The sequence below is a fragment of the Pedococcus bigeumensis genome, assembly GCF_006438965.1.
Taxonomy (GTDB): Bacteria; Actinomycetota; Actinomycetes; order Actinomycetales; family Dermatophilaceae; genus Pedococcus; species Pedococcus bigeumensis_A.
This window is the reverse complement of sequence record NZ_RCZM01000002.1, coordinates 602,441-620,341: the sequence shown is the minus strand read 5'-3', so window position 1 is coordinate 620,341 and position 17,901 is coordinate 602,441. Positions and strand designations below refer to the sequence as shown.

Annotated in this window: 16 protein-coding genes; 5 read left to right on the top strand and 11 right to left on the bottom strand. The window is 71.0% G+C overall.

Translation table 11 applies throughout. The annotated features are described in order from the left end of the window. Nucleotides 1-18: 18 nt before the first annotated feature. From EAH86_RS07875 to EAH86_RS07860, 4 genes are all read right to left on the bottom strand, one after another. Complete coding sequence (locus tag EAH86_RS07875) at nt 19-810, bottom strand: SRPBCC family protein (RefSeq protein ID WP_140738583.1); 792 nt, start codon at nt 808-810, stop codon at nt 19-21. After that, complete coding sequence (locus EAH86_RS07870) at nt 810-1,385, bottom strand: ArsR/SmtB family transcription factor (RefSeq protein ID WP_140738580.1); 576 nt, start codon at nt 1,383-1,385, stop codon at nt 810-812. The genes EAH86_RS07875 and EAH86_RS07870 overlap by 1 nt, the downstream gene beginning before the upstream one ends. Before the next feature lie 104 nt (nt 1,386-1,489). Beyond that, nucleotides 1,490-2,077, bottom strand: a complete 588-nt coding sequence (locus EAH86_RS07865; protein ID WP_140738577.1) for a methyltransferase family protein — start codon at nt 2,075-2,077, stop codon at nt 1,490-1,492. A gap of 83 nt (nt 2,078-2,160) precedes the next feature. Then, nucleotides 2,161-2,427 carry a DUF2892 domain-containing protein gene (locus EAH86_RS07860; protein WP_140738574.1) on the bottom strand — a complete coding sequence of 89 codons (267 nt, stop codon included), beginning with the start codon at nt 2,425-2,427 and terminating at the stop codon, nt 2,161-2,163. Nucleotides 2,428-2,583: 156 nt separating this feature from the next. Between EAH86_RS07860 and EAH86_RS07855 the strand changes: the two genes are divergently transcribed. Then, entirely contained in the window at nt 2,584-3,585 is a 1,002-nt protein-coding gene (locus EAH86_RS07855; RefSeq protein WP_140738571.1) for an AraC family transcriptional regulator, read from the top strand. A 49-nt stretch (nt 3,586-3,634) separates the two neighbouring features. On the opposite strand, the gene EAH86_RS07850 is transcribed toward EAH86_RS07855, so the two are convergent. Both EAH86_RS07850 and EAH86_RS07845 read right to left on the bottom strand, forming a co-directional pair. After that, nucleotides 3,635-4,093 (bottom strand): methyltransferase family protein, encoded by a 459-nt coding sequence (locus EAH86_RS07850; protein ID WP_140738568.1) that lies wholly within the window; start codon nt 4,091-4,093, stop codon nt 3,635-3,637. Between the two features lie 94 nt (nt 4,094-4,187). Next, nucleotides 4,188-6,557, bottom strand: coding sequence for a TIM-barrel domain-containing protein (locus tag EAH86_RS07845; RefSeq protein ID WP_140738565.1), 2,370 nt, complete (start codon nt 6,555-6,557; stop codon nt 4,188-4,190). Between the two features lie 121 nt (nt 6,558-6,678). On the opposite strand from EAH86_RS07845, the gene EAH86_RS07840 reads away from it, so the two are divergent. Then, a complete protein-coding gene (locus tag EAH86_RS07840) occupies nt 6,679-8,031 on the top strand; it encodes a class II 3-deoxy-7-phosphoheptulonate synthase (protein ID WP_140738562.1) in 1,353 nt (450 codons plus the stop codon). Between the two features lie 101 nt (nt 8,032-8,132). Next, the gene (locus EAH86_RS07835) at nt 8,133-9,194 is read left to right on the top strand and encodes a threonine aldolase family protein (RefSeq protein ID WP_140738559.1); all 1,062 of its coding nucleotides are present in this window, start codon (nt 8,133-8,135) and stop codon (nt 9,192-9,194) included. Nucleotides 9,195-9,197: 3 nt separating this feature from the next. Here EAH86_RS07835 and EAH86_RS07830 read toward each other — a convergent pair whose 3' ends face one another. The 3 genes from EAH86_RS07830 to EAH86_RS07820 form a co-directional block, all read right to left on the bottom strand. Beyond that, nucleotides 9,198-10,112, bottom strand: coding sequence for a DMT family transporter (locus EAH86_RS07830; RefSeq protein WP_241668262.1), 915 nt, complete (start codon nt 10,110-10,112; stop codon nt 9,198-9,200). Between the two features lie 92 nt (nt 10,113-10,204). Beyond that, a complete protein-coding gene (gene pknB, locus EAH86_RS07825; protein ID WP_140738556.1) occupies nt 10,205-12,181 on the bottom strand; it encodes a Stk1 family PASTA domain-containing Ser/Thr kinase in 1,977 nt (658 codons plus the stop codon). 103 nt (nt 12,182-12,284) lie between these two features. Continuing rightward, on the bottom strand, nt 12,285-13,604 hold the full coding sequence (locus EAH86_RS07820; RefSeq protein WP_140738553.1) for a lytic transglycosylase domain-containing protein: 1,320 nt from the start codon (nt 13,602-13,604) through the stop codon (nt 12,285-12,287). 224 nt (nt 13,605-13,828) lie between these two features. On the opposite strand from EAH86_RS07820, the gene EAH86_RS07815 reads away from it, so the two are divergent. Next, on the top strand, nt 13,829-14,212 hold the full coding sequence (locus tag EAH86_RS07815; RefSeq protein ID WP_140738550.1) for an Rv2175c family DNA-binding protein: 384 nt from the start codon (nt 13,829-13,831) through the stop codon (nt 14,210-14,212). A gap of 24 nt (nt 14,213-14,236) precedes the next feature. Here the strand turns inward: EAH86_RS07815 and EAH86_RS07810 are convergent, their stop codons facing one another. After that, nucleotides 14,237-15,322, bottom strand: coding sequence for a polyprenyl synthetase family protein (locus EAH86_RS07810; RefSeq protein WP_140738547.1), 1,086 nt, complete (start codon nt 15,320-15,322; stop codon nt 14,237-14,239). Nucleotides 15,323-15,417: 95 nt separating this feature from the next. On the opposite strand from EAH86_RS07810, the gene metF reads away from it, so the two are divergent. Continuing rightward, on the top strand, nt 15,418-16,356 hold the full coding sequence (metF, locus tag EAH86_RS07805) for a methylenetetrahydrofolate reductase [NAD(P)H] (protein ID WP_140738544.1): 939 nt from the start codon (nt 15,418-15,420) through the stop codon (nt 16,354-16,356). Nucleotides 16,357-16,563: 207 nt separating this feature from the next. Here the strand turns inward: metF and EAH86_RS07800 are convergent, their stop codons facing one another. Then, nucleotides 16,564-17,877, bottom strand: coding sequence for an MFS transporter (locus tag EAH86_RS07800; RefSeq protein ID WP_140738541.1), 1,314 nt, complete (start codon nt 17,875-17,877; stop codon nt 16,564-16,566). Nucleotides 17,878-17,901: the final 24 nt, after the last annotated feature.

The following is a 17,901-nucleotide window of genomic DNA, read 5'->3' as shown; positions in this document are numbered from 1 at the left end:
CGCGGTGGTGTGCCCGGATCAGGCCGGGATGGACAGCCCTCGCAGCCAGGCATCCCAGCCCGGCTCCTCGCGCCGCACGTAGTCGGCGGCGTCAGGGGAGAAGAGGAATGCCCTGACCACCGCAGTCGCTTTCCCCTCGCCGTCGGCATGGGCAAAGGCCATGAGCATCCCGGGCACCGGCCCGGTGAGCCGGACCAGGGCCTGACGCTCGCCGACCCGCTCGACCGTGCCGGTGGCGCCGCGCACGTCGACGGCCGATCCCTCGGCCCCCACGCCGAGCGCGTCCCGCAGGGTTGCCCAGACCGACCCCGAGTCGCCCGCGTAGGAGGCGGTGACCTCGAGCTGGGTGGCCTCCTGGCCGGGGAAGTGTGCGAGGTAGAGCCGCAGGTTGTCGAAGAACGGCATCCAGTTGGGGCCCATGTCGTCCCAGAACTCAGACTCCCAGTCGGCGCCGATGCCGAAGCCGCTGCTGGTGACGCGCACGAGGCACGTGCCGCCGGACTGGGCTTCGACCAGGAACTCCGAGGTGAGCGGGCTGAGCTCGTCCGGCTCCTTGCCCATGAGGGCGGCCCAGTCCTCTTCGTAGACGAGGCGGCGCGGCGGGTCCCAGCCGGTGACCCGGCCGTCCGAGCCCATGTCGGGGCCCATGGTGAAGTGCAGCGTGCCGCCCTCGCGCTCCTCCATCTCGGTCGGCCCGAACCAGGCGCTCATGCCCTTGGCGGTGGCGATGGCCGCCCAGACCTGCTCCGGGGTGCCCGGCACCTCGACGCTGAACTCCAGGCGGTAGGGGACGTTCGGGGTGGTGCTCATCAGCTCTCCTCGGGAAGTGGGTGCGCGGCGACGACGAGCCGGTGTGGGCGCCCGTCGTCATGGTGGTAGCGCGCGGCCAGGTCGAGCACCGCGGCGGTCAGGTCGTCGGCGAAGGCCGCCCGGTCGGCAGCGGACCGGAAGCCGATCTGCGTGTCGATCGTGAGGGTGGGAAGCCGCTTGCCGGCGGCGCCCGCCCGGCGCGACAGGGCACCCACCTCCCGCACCAGCCGGCCGGCCAACGCGACGAGGTATGCCGCCGAGAGGTGGTCGTCGTTGGCGCCCGGGTCGGCCGCTGACGCGGTCACGGCAGCCGGCGACACGACATACGAGGCCGCCGATGCCTGCAGCACGCGCTCGGTGATGCCTCCGTGCCGGCGCTCCTCGGACAGTTCGACCAGGCCGTGCGCCTCGAGTGCCTTGAGGTGGTAGTTGACCTTCTGGCGGGCGATGCCAACCCGTGCAGCGAGTCCGGCGGCGGAGGACGGAACGGCGAGCTCGCTGAGCAGCCGGGCCCGGACCGGGTCCAGCGCGGAGGCGGCTGCCGCTGCGTTCTCGATGACCTCGACGTCGTTCATGGCGTCCACCATGCTCCTTGACAATAATTGTTGTCAAGGAGCATCCGACCCACCCGGTGACGCTTTCCGCCGTCGGTGTGGGTCCAGCGGCTCGGTAGGCACGGCTACCAGACGAACGGGACGAGGCGAGCGCGGCCGGCCGCGAAGTCGCCGTAGCTCGTTCCGAGGGTGGCGGTCAGGGCGCGCTCCTCGATCCGGATGCGAAAGAGCAGAGCGAGCAGCACGAGGGCCACCGAGCCTGCGGCACTGACCCAGTTGCCGAGCATCAGGCCGCAGCCGACGAAGGCGAGCAGCAGCCCGGTGTAGCTCGGGTGCCTCAGCAGTCGGTACGGGCCGCGGTCGACGACCGGCTGGTCTGCGCTCGTCTGCAGGACCACCGTGAAGTACCTCCCGAGGGTGACGAAGGACCACCACCGCAGCAGCAGCCCCAGCCAGCCGACCGCCACGCCCCCGGAGAAGGACCAGACCCCGCCCCCGATGACGGCGCCCGGGGCGACGACGCGACCAGCAGGGATCATCATGACTGCGCCGAAGAACATCGCCCTGAACAGCAGCTCCGCAGCCACGTTGCTGTGGGAGGCGGCTCGACGGACCCGGAACGCCTGCTGGAGCTCTCCCACGGCGAAGGCGCCGACGCTGATGTCGAACACCAGGTTCGCGGCGCCTGACTGGGGGAGGTACGAGCCGAGCACAGCAGGAATTGTCGCAGCGGGAGCTGTCCCGGGGGAGGTGTCGCAGGGGGGCCGTGCGCGAAGGTCGCCGTGGGCTCCGCGGGTCAGGAGGTCCGCACTGCCTGCCCAGCGCGGATCGTCCTGCCGCGCAGCGGGCCGCCCAGCGCGGCACTGATCCAGCAGACGTCGAACAGACCCGCGGTGAGCGGGAAGAAGCTCCACACCCCTGCGGCAAGCCCCCACCACTGACCGCGGAACGTCACTGCGAAGGCGAGCCAGGCGACGCCGGCGACGAGCCGGAAGGCGCGGCCGGACGGCCCGTTGACCCACCGCGAGAAGTCGGTCGCGTTGAACAGGTCGGCGCGGGACATCACAGACCCTCGACCACCGGATAGATCCGATCGGGGACCAGGCCGTGCGCGTGGGCCACCTCTTGGGCCCCGGCGCCCTCCGGCAGCTGTTCGTGAACGTCCAGGTAGAGCTGCATTGCTGTCTCCTCGGTGAGTAGTGCTGACAAACTCAGTCTCATGAGGAGCGTGCCCCCGGACCATGACTGGGATGCCGCGGCAGCTGACCGATCTGCCGCGCTTTCGAGTGCCTTGGCGCAGATCCAGCTGTCCGGCGCGATCTTCCTGCACAGCGAGTTCACCGGGCCGTGGGCCTACGAGTCGATGGCCTCGCAGGACATGGCTGCGGTCCTGGCCCCGGATGCCGTGCGGATCGTGATCTTCCACGTGGTGGTGTCCGGCAGCTGCTGGATCGAGGCCGGGTCCGACAAGGTCTGGGCCCACGAGGGTGACGTCATCGTGCTGCCCTACAACGACCAGCACCGGATGGGCGGCCACGAGGCGGCCGAGATCGTCCCGATCTCGCAGCTCATCGACCCGCCGCCGTGGACTGCGCTGCCGCACATCGTGCACGGCCTAGGCGGAGCGCGGAGCGAGCTCGTGTGCGGCTACCTCGCCTGTGACGACCGGCTGTTCGACCCGGGTCTGGGCGTCTTTCCGCCGGTGTTCGTCGTCACCCCGCCGGAGGGGCCGGTCCGTTCGTGGGTCAGGGCGAGCAGCGACCTGGTGCTCCAGCAGACGAGCCAGGTGACCGACGACCGCCTCGCTGCACCGACCGACATCCCGCAGCTGCTGCTTCGTGAGGTGCTCAAGCTGCACCTGGCCAACGCGCCTGCCACCGACACCGGCTGGCTGGCCGCACTGCACGACCCCGTCGTCGCCCCCGCGCTCGCCGCGATCCACGGCGACCCCGGCCGCAAGTGGACCCTCGCGGACCTCGCCCGCGAGGCCACGTCCTCGTCCACGGTCCTCGACGAACGGTTTCGCTCGGTGCTCGGACTTGCGCCGATCCGCTACCTCACCGGCTGGCGGATGCACGTCGCGGAGGACCTGCTGCGCACGACGACGTTGCCGGTCGCTGCGATTGCTCCCCGGGTGGGATACGAGTCGGAAGAGGCCTTCAGTCGCGCCTTCAAGCGCGAGCACACAATGGCCCCCAGCGTCTGGCGGGTGGCGCGCTGACACCGACGATGGCGGTCGGCAACAACGCACGGACCGTGCGAGGACTGTCCTAGAGCCAGCGGCGAACCCGGGCACGGTATGTCGTGTACCCGTCGCCGAACTTGCCTGTCAGGTAACGCTCTTCTGGCCAGATCGCTCCCCAGAGCAACGCCCAGATCCCCACCGGCACCAAGAGCAGCGCCCAGAACGACCCGATCACCAACGCCAGGCCGGCATCGAGTGCGATCAACCCGACGTACAGCGGGTTGCGGCTGAGGCGGAACGGCCCCTTGTGGAGCACCGCGGTCGTGGCCCCGCCCGGCAGGATCGACGTCCGGTTGGCCGCCATGACCGACAACGCCCAGCCGTTCCACAGGATGAACGCGACGACCAGCACGATGCCCACCACTCGCGTCGAATCACCAGCAAGGGCAACCGGATCGCCCCGGACCGCTGTCAACACCAGGCCGGCGACGAGGGGGACCCCCAGCGCGAGCGGTGGCCAGATCCGGTAGGCCGGAGCGTCCATGGGTCAATCGTCCGCGGCGAGGCAGCGCCTGACAACCGCTGATGGCCAACAGCAGGATCGCCAACCGTAGGACCGGGCCCGAGCGCGGCGCGGCTCAGTACTCGGCGAGCACGAGCTCCAGCAGGGCGGCCTCCACCTCCCGGTCGAGCTCGAGGCCGCGCAGCCGCGCGGCCGCATCCGTGGGTCCGTCCGCCGACTCGACCAGGTCGTATGCCGTGCGCTTCAGGTTGTAGTCGATCCGCGCCCGGTCGAGCACCTGGCGCACCTGCCCGACCGTGCGGGTCCAGCCGAACGACCGGATGTCGCCGACGGTGACCGTCAGGCCGTCAACGGTGGCGACGCCGCCCAGGACGAAACGCGTGCCGGCAGTGGCGGGCTCGGGCGTGAGGGTCGTGCCCTCCGAGCCCGGAGCAGACCGGGTGGCGCTGGCTTCGGCACCGAGGACGAGCAGCGTCCACGTGCGTGCGGACGGGACGACCTCGACGGCTCCGGTGGTCCGCCCGACCACCAGGGTGCCGGTGGCCTCGTCCCACGTGATCTGCGTGACCGCCGTGCGAGCCTCGGTGCTCCCGTCGTCCTCGACGAGGTCGAACCGGCCGTCCGCCCCGACGGCCAGGACGAGCTCGACGTGCTCGGGCAGTGCCGTGTCCACGCTGGCGTCCTCCGACCCGGCCAGCGGGAGCAGCCCGCCGGCGCGGACCAGCACCGGCAAGGTCTCCAGCGGCCGGTGCAGCCGCACCTGCCTGCCGCCGCGGTATCGCGTGCCGGTGAACAGGTCGGTCCAGGTGCCGTCGGGCAGCCAGGCCTGGGCGCTGCCGAGCCCGAGGACCTCCTGCTGCGGGCTGGTGATCGGGGCCACCACGAGCTCGGTCCCGAAGCGGAACTGGGTCGGCACGGCATACGCCTCGACGGCGCTGGGGTCACCCCAGTACATCGGCTCGACGAGCGGTGCCCCGTCGCGCGCGGCGCGCGCGTTCATGGTGTGCAGGTAGGGGACGAGCCGGTGCCGTAGCCGCAGGAAGGCGTCGATGGTGGCGCGGGCCTGGGCGGGGAAGGTCCACGGCTCCTTGCGGATGAACGGGTGCAGGGTCGAGTGCAGCCGCATGATCGGTGAGAAGACGCCCAGCTGCACCCAGCGGACGGTCAGGTCGTCGTCGCGGCTGCCGTACCAGTGGCCCCCGATGTCGTGGCTCCACCAGCCGTAGCCGATGTTCGAGGCGCTTGCCGTGAAGTAGGGCTGGAAGGCGAGGGAGTCCCAGGTGATGTGGGTGTCGCCGGAGAACCCGACGGGGTAGCGGTGACTGCCCGGCCCGGCATACCGGGAGAAGGTGATGGGCAGCTGACCGCGCCTGGCCGAGTCGTTGAAGTGCTCGATGTTCAACAGCCACAAGGGATCCACGCCTGGTGTGCGGCTGAACGACCCCTGCTGCCAGTCCAGCCACCAGAAGTCGACGCCCTCGTCCTCGAGCGGGTGGTGCAGCCGCTGGAAGTAGGAGTCCATGAAGCGGGTGTCGGTCGGGTCGAAGGCGATGGCACGCTCGCTGGCAGGGTCGATGCCCATGTCCTCGGCAACCTGCGGGTAGGCGTCCTCGAAGGCCCGGACACCGTCGGCGGGGTGGACGTTGAGCGTCACGGCCAGACCGCGCCGGTGCAGCTCGGCGAGGAAGGACTCGGGCTCGGGGAAGAGCTCGCGGTTCCACGAGTAGCCGGTCCACCCGGTGCCGTACCGCGGGTCGATGTCGACCTGGTGCCAGTCCATGTCGAGCACCGCGACCGACACCGGCACCTCCTCCGCGTCGAACGTGTCGAGCAGCTCGAGATACTCGTCCGCGGAGTAGGGGTGGTAGCGGCTCCACCAGTTGCCGAGTGCCCAGCGGGGAAGCATCGGCACGGCCCCGGACACGGCGTAGAGGTCGGCGACCGCGGCGCGGTAGTCGTGACCGCGCGCGAACACGTAGAGGTCCTGGGTGCCCGGGCGACGCACGGCCGGACGTCCGTCCTCGATGAGGAACGAGTCGGAGTCGTCGATGACGGCGATCCCGTTGCGGGACACCACTCCCGGGCCCAACGGGACGGCCCCGTCGACGTCGTCCAGGGTGCGCGCGGTGCCACCCAGCCCGTCGGCCGGCTGCCCGTGGCGCCATTCGCTGGTGTGGGCCTCGCCCATCGCCGAGGTGGCCGTGACCACCAGGCCACTGGGGCTGAACGGCTCGCCGTCGTAGGCGAGGTGCAGGCAGCCCGTCGACAGCTCCACCCGCTCACCCTGGCGGTGGACCTGCACATCCGGGACCGGCAGCGCGCGGTTGACCGCGAACGTGCTCGCCCGGTCCTCGAAGTCGCCCGACTCCGACCACTCGAGCCGCAGCAGCCCGGGGGTGAGGACGCTGACCCGCCAGCGGTCCCCGGTCACGACCGCGTCCGGGTGCGCCAACGGGTTGCCTGGGAGGCTGAGTCGATCGGCCATGGTCACCATCCTTCCCATCGAAGGGTCGACCGAGCTCGACGGGGTCGCCAGCGTGCGACCTCACGGTATCGGGATCTGGGCTGGACGGAGGCCGGTGCGGTGTCGCACCTATCCTTGAGCGGTGAGCACCACGCAGCACCATGACGCCCTCGCCAGCCTCGCGGCCGGCACGCACCTCCCGGCTGCCCAGCAGCCGCAGTGGCCGGACGCAGACCGCCTGTCCAGCGCCGTGGCTGAGCTCGCGTCCTATCCGCCGCTGGTGTTCGCGGGTGAGTGCGACGTCCTGAAGTCCCGGATGGCTGCCGCCGCACGCGGTGAGGCGTTCGTCCTGCAGGGTGGCGACTGCGCCGAGACGTTCGCGTCCGCGACCGCGGACAACATCCGCGACCGGGTCAAGACGATCCTGCAGATGGCTGCCGTCCTCACCTACGGCGCGTCAGTTCCCGTCGTCAAGGTCGGTCGGATGGCCGGGCAGTACGCCAAGCCGCGTAGCAGCGGGGACGAGACGCGCGAGGGGGTCAGCCTCCCGGCATACCGCGGCGACATGGTCAACGACTTCGACTTCACCCTCGAGTCCCGGACGCCCGACCCGCAGCGGCTGGTCAAGGCCTACCACGCGAGCACGGCCACCCTGAACCTCGTGCGCGCCTTCACCCAGGGTGGGTTCGCCGACCTGCGGCACGTGCACGACTGGAACCGCGGCTTCGTCGCCAACGCCGCCAACAGCCGCTACGAGCGCCTCGCCAAGGACATCGACAAGGCGATGAAGTTCATGGCCGCCTGTGGCGCCGACTTCGACGCCATGCGGACGACCGAGTTCTTCTCCGCCCACGAGGCTCTGCTGCTGGACTACGAGCGACCGCTGACCCGGGTCGACAGCCGCACCGGTGAGCTCTACGACACCAGCGGGCACTTCATCTGGGTGGGGGAGCGCACCCGCGACATCGACGGCGCGCACATCGACTTCGTCTCCAAGGTGCTCAACCCGATCGGCATCAAGCTGTCGGCCAAGGCCGAGGTCGACGACGTCCTGCGGCTGATCGACAAGGTCGACCCCGACCGCGAGCCGGGCCGGCTGACCTTCATCACCCGGATGGGCGCCAAGACGGTGCGCGATGCCCTGCCCTCCCTGGTCGACAAGATCACCGGCAGCGGCGCGCAGGTCACCTGGATCTGCGATCCCATGCACGGCAACACCTTCGAGTCGGCCAGCGGCTACAAGACCCGCGACTTCGATGACGTCGTCGAGGAGGTGCGCGGCTTCTTCGAGGTGCACCAGGGCCTCGGCACGGTCCCCGGCGGCATCCACGTCGAGCTCACCGGCAACGACGTCACCGAGTGCATCGGGGGCGCCGAGAAGATCCTCGACGCCGATCTCAACAAACGCTACGAGACGGTCTGCGACCCGCGGCTGAACCACCAGCAGAGCCTCGAGCTGGCCTTCCTCGTCGCGGAGATGCTGGCCAAGGAGTGACGTCCGCGGCGGGCCGCCTGGCCTGCCGACGAATGAGCCTCGAGCAGGTATGCCGCCGGGTCGCCGGCCGCCGAAGCCCCCCACCTCCTAGGCTGGTTCGCATGCCTGCTGCGCCCGTGGTCGACCTGCTGTCCGACACCCTCACCCAGCCCACCGACGCGATGCGGCGGGCGATGGCCGACGCACCCGTCGGCGACGACGTCTTCGGCGAGGACCCGACGGTCCGGCGGCTCGAGGAGCGGGTGGCCGAGCTGCTCGGGCACGAGGACGCGTTGTTCGCACCCACCGGGTCGATGGCCAACCAGCTCTGCCTGCGCCTGCACGTCGCCCATGGCGAGGAGCTCATCGCCGACTCGCTCGCTCACGTGCTGCGCGCCGAGATGGGTGCCGCAGCAGTGCTGTCCGGGATCTCTTCGCGGTCGTGGGTGGCCGAGCACGGGTTGCTGGACGCGGCGCAGCCACTCGCGCTGATGATTCCCGACGGCGGCACCTACCAGGTCAACACCCGGCTGGTGGTCGTCGAGAACACCCACAACTTCGGTGGTGGCACGGTCCAGCCGCTCGACCAGATCGAGGCGCTGCGCGCGGGCACCCAGCCCAGAGGAGTCGCGATGCACCTCGACGGTGCCCGGCTCTGGAACGCGCACATCGCCACCGGCGTCCCGCTCGCCACCTACGGCGCGCTGTTCGACACCGTGAGCGTCTGCCTGTCCAAGGGGCTCGGAGCACCGGTCGGCTCGGTCCTCGTGGGATCCGGCGACCTCATGGCCAAGGCCAGGATCTGGCGCAAGCGGTTCGGGGGCGGCATGCGTCAGGTCGGCATCCTCGCTGCAGCCGGGCTGCACGCGCTGGACCACCACGTGGAGCGGCTCGCCGACGACCACGCCCGGGCTCGTCGCTTCGCGGAGGCCGCAGCGGCTGCGGCCCCCGGCTCGATCGACCCCCAGCGGGTGCAGACCAACATCGTCGTCCTCGACGTGGCCGGCGCGGGGTGGACCCCCGCCGCGTTCGTCGAGGAGGCGGGCCGACGCGGCATCCGCCTCTATCCGGTCAGCACCACGGCGGTGCGGCTGGTCTGGCACCTCGACGTCGACGACGCCGGCACGGACCGAGCCATCGCGGAGCTGGTCCCGTTGCTGGAACGGGGACCTCTCAGCACCTAGGTCTCAGACCTCGTGGTGCAGCAGCTCGGCGGGTCGGTCGTCCTCGGCCGAGGCGCCGGCGCGGCGCCCGAGCAGCTCGACGAGGTACATCGCGGCGAGCACCAGGGCGCCGCCCACGATCATCCGGCCGGTGAGCGACTCACCGCCGAACAGCACGGCGAAGAACGCCGCGAAGACCGGTTCCATCGTCATCACGATGGCGGCGCGGGTCGCGGGCAGGTGCGACTGCGCCCAGGTCTGGGCCCACAGCGCCACGGCTCCCGCGATGAGCGCCATGTAGAGCAGTGAGGTCCACTGGCCGCCGGTGGCTGGCAGCGTGACGCCACCGGGCAGGGCGCCGACCAGCGCCACGACCGTGATCACCGCTGCCTGGACGGTGGCCAGCCCGGTTGCCGACTGCGCCGTCGAGAACCTGCCGAGCCCGATGATGTGCAGCGCGTAGAGCGCCGCCGCGGCCAGGGTGAGCAGCTCGCCGTGCCCGACCGAGAAGCCGCGCAACGACAGGACCCCCAGCCCGACCGTGGCGAGCAGGACGGCCAGCCAGGTCGAACCCGGGATCCGGTCGCGAAGCAGGACGGCGGCGAGCACCGGGGTCAGGACGACGTAGGTGCCCGTGACGAACCCGGACACGGAGGCGTCGGTGTGCTCGAGCCCCACCGTCTGCAGCAGCTGGGCGAGGCCGTAGAGGACGCCGAGGACGACGCCGATCAGCACCTCACGGCGGGTCAGCGCCAACAGCTGCCGGCGGAACAGCACGGCCATGACCGCCGCGGCGATGGCGAACCGCACGGCCAGGAAGTCGGCCGACGGGACGTGTTCGACGAGGTCGCGGATCAGGAAGAACGTCGACCCCCACACCGCGGTGACCGACATGAGCAGGAGCGTGGCGACGCGGCTGGCGGGCAGGCGTGAGGTCACGGGTCCCAGCGTGGCAGAGCGTCGGCGAGGGTATGCCGCGGGGTCGCGCCGGGAGCGCGGCCGGACGACCGGACGACCGGGCGGTGGTGGCGCTAGACGATGACCAGGGTGATGGTGCTGCCCTTGGGCTGCTGGGAGTTGGCGCCCGGGTCCTGACTGCGCACGGTGCCGAAGATGCCGCCCATGAAGCGCTCGACCTTGACCTCGAAGCCCGCGGTCTTGAGGATCTGGGTCGCCTCGGCCTCCTGCTTGCCCTGCACGTCCGGCACGGGGACCAGGACCGGGCCCTTGGAGACGACCAGCTTGACCGTCTCGCCCTTGAACAGGGTGCCGCCCGCAGGCGACTGCGAGATGACGTTGCCCTTGACGATCGTGTCGCTGTTGGCCTGCTCGGTCGCGTCGACCGTGAGGCCCGCCTTCGACAGGGCGTCGACGGCGGCGGTGGCCGGCTTGTTGGTGAAGTCGGTGACCGTGATGGGCTGCCGGCCCTTGGACACGACGATGTTGACCTTGGTCCCGCGCTTGAGCGAGGCGCCCACCTTGGGGTCGACGCTCACCACGAGGCCGGCGGCGGTCTTCTCGTCGAAGGCTTCCTTGCTGGTCCCGACGGCGAGCTTGTTCGCGACGATCTGGTCACGCGCCTCGGCGAGCGACTTGCCCACCACGTCGGGCACGGCATACCGCTCCGGGCCCTTGGAGACGGTGACCTTGACGTCGGTGCCGCGTCGCACCTGAGCGCCGGCGCCGGGATCGGTGGACATGACGACGCCATTGGGCACCGACTCGTCGAAGCTGTCGATCCGCTCCGCCCCGAGGTGCGCCGTGGCCAGCTTGGTCTCGGCCTGGGCATAGGTGAGGCTGGTGGTCGGCGGCACGACGGTGGGTGAGCCGGGACCTGCGAGGAACCACCACGACGCGAGGCCGGCGACCAGCGCGACGCCGAGGGCGATCCAGATCCAGCGCCACGGGCCGCGCTGTCGGTCGTCGTAGTCGTCGCCGCCCATGGTGTCGACCACCCGGCCGTGCAGCACGGGGGGAGTGGTCGGGGTGCGGTCGATGGGCAGCGCAAGCGGTGGCACGGGGCGGCCCACCTGGGCGGCATGGCGCGGCGCGTGCCCAGCGGGCACCGGCAGTGCGCTGGTCCGCTCGACCGCCACGGTGCTGGCGCCGCCGGCCAGGGCCGCGGGGCCCTCAGGACGACGGTCCAGCTCGGTGGGCGTCAGCATCGCCCGCGACTTGCGGACCTCCACCAGGAAGTCCTCGGCATCGTGGGGTCGGTGGTCGGGGTCGCGTGAGGTTGCGAGGGCGACCAGCGCGTCGAGCTCGGCGGGCACCGAGGTGACTCGCGACGACGGTGCCGGGATGGACCCGTGGACGTGCTGGTAGGCGATGTGGATGGGGGTGTCACCGGTGAAGGCCTTGGTCCCGGTGAGCATCTCGAACAGGATCAGCCCGGCGGCGTAGACGTCGCTGCGTGCGTCGGCGATGCCGCGCTCGACCTGCTCGGGGGACAGGTAGGCGACGGTCCCGAGCAGCACGCCGGTCTGGGAGGCGGTGGTCTGGGTCGAGACGGCGCGGGCGAGCCCGAAGTCGGCCACCTTCACGGTGCCGTCGTCCTCGCGCAGGATGATGTTCTCCGGCTTGACGTCGCGGTGGATGATGCCGCCACGGTGGGCCGCGCCCAGCGCCTGCAGGACCGGGCCCATGATGTCGAGGGCAGCCCGTGGAGTGAGCGGCCCCTCGGCCTTCATCACCTCGCGCAGGGTCTGCCCGGGGACGTACTCCATGGCGAGGAACATCAGGCCGTCGTCCTCGCCCTGGTCGAAGACCGACACGACGTTGGGGTGCGAAAGCCTGGCGGCGGACCGCGCCTCGCGCTTGAACCGGCTGACGAACGCCTCGTCCTGGGCGAGGTCGTGGCGCATCACCTTCAGCGCGACGTCGCGGTCCAGACGGGTGTCCAGGGCCAGGTAGACCGACGCCATTCCGCCGTCGGCGATGTGCGACAGGACGCGGTAACGCCCGTCGAGCACACGTCCGAGCAACGACTCGGTGACACCGGAAGACACCCGCAAAGTGTAGGAGGTCTCGCTGGTCATCTCGCGCAGGCGGGTCCGTGGGCGGTGTCCGGGCTCACATCCGCGCCGTCCCGAACCGCGGCCTGCCGCCGGGTCACATCCGGCCGCGATGGGCCTTGATGCTGGCGACGTAGACCTTGGTGTCGGCGTACATCCCGTTGTGCTGCACCGAGTAGAGCCCCTGGTAGTAGCCACCGATCGCCTGGTCCAGGTTGGCGGCCGAACGGGTGAGCGAGCGCAGGATGACGACACCCGCCGTGATGTTGTCCTGGGTGTTGAGCAGGTTGAGCTTGCGCCCTGCCATCTCTGAGGCCCACTGTCCGGAGGACGGGATGACCTGCATGACGCCGATCGCGTTGGCGACCGACACCTGGCGCTGGTTCCAGCCCGACTCCTGCCAGCCGACGGCCAGCGCGAGCTTGGGGTCGACGCCATGGCGACGGGCGGTGGCGACGATCATCGCCTTGGTCTGGCTGCGGCTGGGGACCCCCCGGTGGGCCAGGGCCGAGCGGTTGCGGTTGGCCGCGTTGACGATCGAGCTCGGATAGGTGCGACCCGCGAAGGAGTTGGCGCTCGCCGCGCTCTTGGCGGGCTTGGCCGGCACCTTGAGCCGCTGGCCCGGGTAGATGACGGAGGCTGCGGACAGCCGGTTGGTCTTGAGCAGTGCGGCGAGCGTGACGCTGTTCTTCGTGGCGATCCCGCTGAGGGTGTCGCCGACGCGGACCTGGTATGCCGCGGTGCCCGCCGGGCGGGTGGCCGCAGGCGTGGTGCCACGGACCTTGAGCACCTGACCGGGATGGATGACGCTGCGGGGGTTCAGCCGGTTCAGGGAGTACATGGTCGCCAACGAGGTCTTGGTTCGCGTCGCGATCGCGCTGAGCGTGTCGCCGCTGCGCACGCGGTAGGTCGTGGTCGACACGGCGGCCGCGGCCGGCCGGTGGGCGCTGGCGGCCCCGGCCCCGGGGATCCGGAGCTTCTGGCCGACCTGCAGGACCGACCGGCTGGAGAGCCGGTTGGCCTTGAGGAGCGCGGCGAGGGAGACGCCCTTGCGTGCCGCGATGTGGCTCAGCGTGTCGCCGGACCGGACGACGTAGGTGGAGCGCTTGATCGCTGCGGCCCTCGCGGCTGCCGCCGCCTTCGCCCGAGCTGCCTCGGCGCGGGCCTGGGCAGCCGTCTTGGGCACCGACAGGTGCTGTCCGAGGGACAGGTGGTTGCCACCGTTCTTGAGGTGGTTGCGCGAGGCCAGGACGCCCGTCGTCGTGCTGGTTCGCGCGGCGATGGCGGCCAGGGTGTCTCCGGCACGGACCGTGTAGGTCGTCCAGCCGTGCGGAGCAGGCTTGGCCTTCTGGACCACGGCGGCCGGCGCCGAGAGGGTGGCCGAAGGGAGCGCTGCGGGAGCGATCACTGGGGACATCGGTGGCTGCCTTTCGGGCGGTCCAGTCGCTGGGCGTGCGGCCCGGGCTTGGAACGGGTGGTGGAACGGATGCTGGAACGGGTGCTGGTACAGGTGCGGGTGCAGGTGCGCGAGTGAACAGTGGGACGACTGTGACGATTGTGAAAGGTACACCATTCGGGCGCTCCATATCGACTTACATCGATGTAATTTGCTTTGCCTGAGTTCGCTGGCACTCTTGTCCCGTGACCGATCAGCCCACGGCCTCCGCCGAGATCCCCCTGGAAGACCTGGTCGGCTCCTGGCTGACCGTGCCTGACATCGCCGAGCGGTGGGGCATACCCCTCTCGGCCGTGCGCAAGCTGATCGAGGACCGTGAGCTGCTCAGCCTGCGCATCGGTGAGCGCAGGGTCGTCGCCGTCCCCACGCAGTTCATCGAGGAGGAGGTCTTCCGTCACCTGCGAGGCACCTTCACGGTGCTCGCGGACGGCGGCCTGGACGACGAGGAGATCCTCCGGTGGCTGTTCACCCCGGATGAGACCCTGCGCGTGAGCGGGACACCGGTCGACAACCTCGCAGCCGGCTTCAAGACCGAGGTGCGGCGCCGGGCCATGGAGCAGGCCTTCTAGTTCCCAGCCCTGTCTGCTGCCGGGCTAGTAGGCCCGGGTCGTCGCGCTGTCGATGAGCTGGTCGAGCACGCCGGCCGCCTCGGGGGACAGGTCGCGGGTCGACTTGAGAGCCATCCGGGCCGATCCGGCGAGACGGGCGATGTCGGCCTCGACGGCGTCCACGGCACCCGCGGCAGTGATCGCCTCGCGCAGCCACTGCACGGTCTCGTCGTCGATCGCGGGGTCGCCCAGCCGACTCTCGATCAGCTCGCGTCCGGCATCGTCGGCCCCAGCGAGCGCGTGCGCGATCAGCACCGTGCGCTTGCCCTCGCGCAGGTCGTCTCCGGCCGGCTTGCCGGTCGCAGCGGGGTTGCCGAACACACCCAGCAGGTCGTCGCGCAGCTGGAAGGCCTGACCCAGGTCCAGCCCGTAGCGGGACAGGGCGGCGAGGTCCTCGGCGGAGGCACCGCCGGCGGTGGCGCCGATGAGGAGCGGGTGCTCGACGGTGTACTTGGCGCTCTTGAACCGGATCACGTGCTCGGCCCGGTCGACCCGCTCCTGGGTGGACACGCCGTCCCACGACCGTGCGGACTCGACCACATCGAGGAACTGGCCGCCCATCAGCTGGGTTCGCATGATGTCGAAGACACCGCGCCCCCTCGCGAGGTGGTCAGGGTCGAGTCCGGAGGTCGCGTAGATCTCCTCGGTCCAGTTGAGGCAGAGGTTTCCCGCGAGGATCGCGCCGGCCACCCCGAACCGGTCGGCGTCGCCGGCCCAGGACTCGCGCTCATGGCGGGCCGCGAGCGAACGGTGCGCAGCCGGCATACCTCTGCGGGTGTCGCTGTCGTCCATCACGTCGTCGTGGATCAGGGCGGCCGCCTGGAAGAACTCCATGGCGGCGGCGACGCGGACCAGCGCGTCGGAGTCGGGCTGTCCGGCGGCGCGGTAGCCCCAGTAGAGGAACGCGGCCCGCAGCCGCTTGCCGCCGGTGAGCAGCCGGGCGACGGCGCCGAGCAGCTCCTGCGCGTCGGGGCCGACCTCGGCGAGGACCTCGGACTGGTGGGCGAGGACGTCGTCGACGGTGCCCTGCACGCGGTCACGCAGGGAGGCAGCGTCGAGCGGGCTGGTCACCACGCGTTCCTCCCAGGTGTCCGTCGGTCCGAGGAATGTCTCATCCTGTGCTGGCACTGAGCCTACGGCGTGCTGCCTCGACTAGTCTCACCGCCATGGCTTTGGGGCACACCTCGCGAGTGGATCGTCTGACGCGGCAGCCGCAGTCGATCCCCGGGATGCTGGCGTCGCCGCGTCCGTCGATCAGCTTCGAGTTCTTCCCGCCCAAGGACGACGCGGGGGAGTCGACCCTCTGGGACGCCATCCGGCGCCTCGAGTCGGTGCGCCCCGACTTCGTCTCGGTCACCTACGGCGCGGGCGGGACCAACCAGGACCGCACCGTGCGCGTCACCGAGCGGATCGCGCGCGAGACGACGCTGACGCCGTTGGCCCACCTCACCTGCGTGGGCGCGTCCGTCGCCGCGCTGCGCCAGGTCGTCGGCCTGTATGCCGCGAGCGGAGTCCGCAACATCCTCGCCCTGCGGGGTGACCCGCCCGGCAACGTCGGCGGCGAGTGGGTGGCGCACCCCGAGGGACTCAACCACGCGACCGACCTGGTCGCCCTGGTGCGGACCCTCGGCGACTTCACCATCGGCGTCGCGGCCTTCCCCGACGTGCACCCGGCCTCGCCGAGCTTCGAGCACGACGTCGACGTGATGGTCCGCAAGGCCGACGCGGGGGCGAGCTTCGCGATCACCCAGATGGTGTTCGACGCCGAGAGCTACCTGCGGCTGCGCGACGCCGTGGCCGCCCGCCGCGACCTGCCCATCACGCCCGGGCTGATGCCGGTGACGAACTTCAAGCAGGTGGCCCGGATGTCCGAGCTGATGGGCACCCCGCTGCCGGAGGCCGTCGTCAGCCGGTTGGAGGCAGTGGCGCAGGATCCTGCGGCGACCCGCGAGGTGGGCGTGCAGATCGCCACCGAGCTGGCCGACCGGATGCTGTCCGAAGGCGCTCCCGGGCTGCACTTCATCACGATGAACCGCTCGACGGCGACGCTCGAGGTCTACCGCAACCTGGACCTCGCTGCCCGCACCCGCACACCCCGGGACTAGCGCCGGACCTCGCTTCGGTGCGCAGCATCCGGACGCGGAGGCGGGACACGAGCCGGTCGCAGTCTCCCCTCATGGCTGCCACACGTCTCGTGTCCCGCTGTGCCGCGCATCCCCCGACAGCGACGGGACGAGTCTGCCGTGCTCACGAGGCGTCCGGCATCCGTACTGGTACTCAGATCCGGGCTCCGGCGTCTCGGCAGCCCGTCGTCAGTCGCGGGTGGTGAACGCCCGGGCCAGGGCCGCCGCAGCGGACAGCACCACCACGGCCAGGCCGTAGACCGTCGCGGTCGTCTCCAGGCCGAAGTGTGGTGCCGCGAAGCCGGCGGCGACGGCAGGGAGCCCGAAGGCGAGGTAGCTGACGACGAACACGCTGGAGAACAGCTCCCCGCGTTGCTCGGGTCCGACCGTCGGGGTGATGGATCGCATGATCCCGAGGAAGGAGGTGCCGAAGCCCGACCCCGCGACCATGGCCGCCAGCAGGAACGCGACCAGCGACTCGGCGTGCAGCGCCACGAGGGTCAGCAGCGTCCCGACCGCGAGCATCGTGGTGCCGTAGAGGGTGATCTGCCGCGGCGAGCGACGCCGACCGAGGTAGGAGCTGAGGGCGCCGACCCCGGTGAGCACGGTGACGACCGCGCCCTGCTCGACGTGGCTGCGACCGCCGAGCAGCTGGCCGACGATGGGTGCACCGAGGGAGAGGTAGAGGCCACCGGTCGCCCAGCCTGCGAACAGCGCGGGGGCGCTGCGTCGGAACGCGGGTCGGGCAGCAGCGGGTATGCCGACCTGTGGCCGCAGCGAGCGGCGCCAGCCTTCGTGACGGGGTGAGGTCTCGGGCAGCGCGAGGACGCCCGCTGCCAGGGCGAGGTAGGCGACAGTGAGGGTCGCGAAGACGATCGGCAGGGCGTGCGGGGTGGCGTCGAGCACCGCGCCGGCCACCAGCGCCCCGGCCGCTAGACCGAACAGCGGGGTGACGCTGTTGAGCGTCGCGGCCAGACCGGGGCGGCTGGCGGGCTCGAGGTCGACGACCGCCGCGGACATGGTCGACATCAGCAGTCCCGCGGCGACGCCCTGGACCGCCCGGGAGGCCATCAGGGTCGCCACGCCGTCGGCGTGCCAGAACCCGACCATGCTCACGGCGAGGACGACGAACCCTCCGGCCAGGACGGGCCGACGCCCAACGTGGTCGGACAGCGACCCGGTCACGAGCAGCGTGGCGAGCAGGGTCACGGCGTAGACGCCGAAGATGGTGGTCATCGTGCCGGCCGAGAAGCCGAGCTGCGCCTGCAGCACGGGGTAGAACGGCGACGGTGCGCTCGCGCCGACCATGAGCGCCACCACGGACGAGAGCGCCAGCACGAAGGCCGGGCTGCCGTGCAGGCGGCGCTGCCGTCCACCGGTGCCGCTCGTGGCGGCGGTCGTGGCATTGGTCGTCGCCGCGTCGCCCGCGTGGGTGGCGGAGCCGGTGGTCGGGCTCGTGGCCGGGGTGGTCGTTCCGGTCGGGGTGCTGCTGACTGCACTCATGACGGGCCTCTCGGACGAAAACAA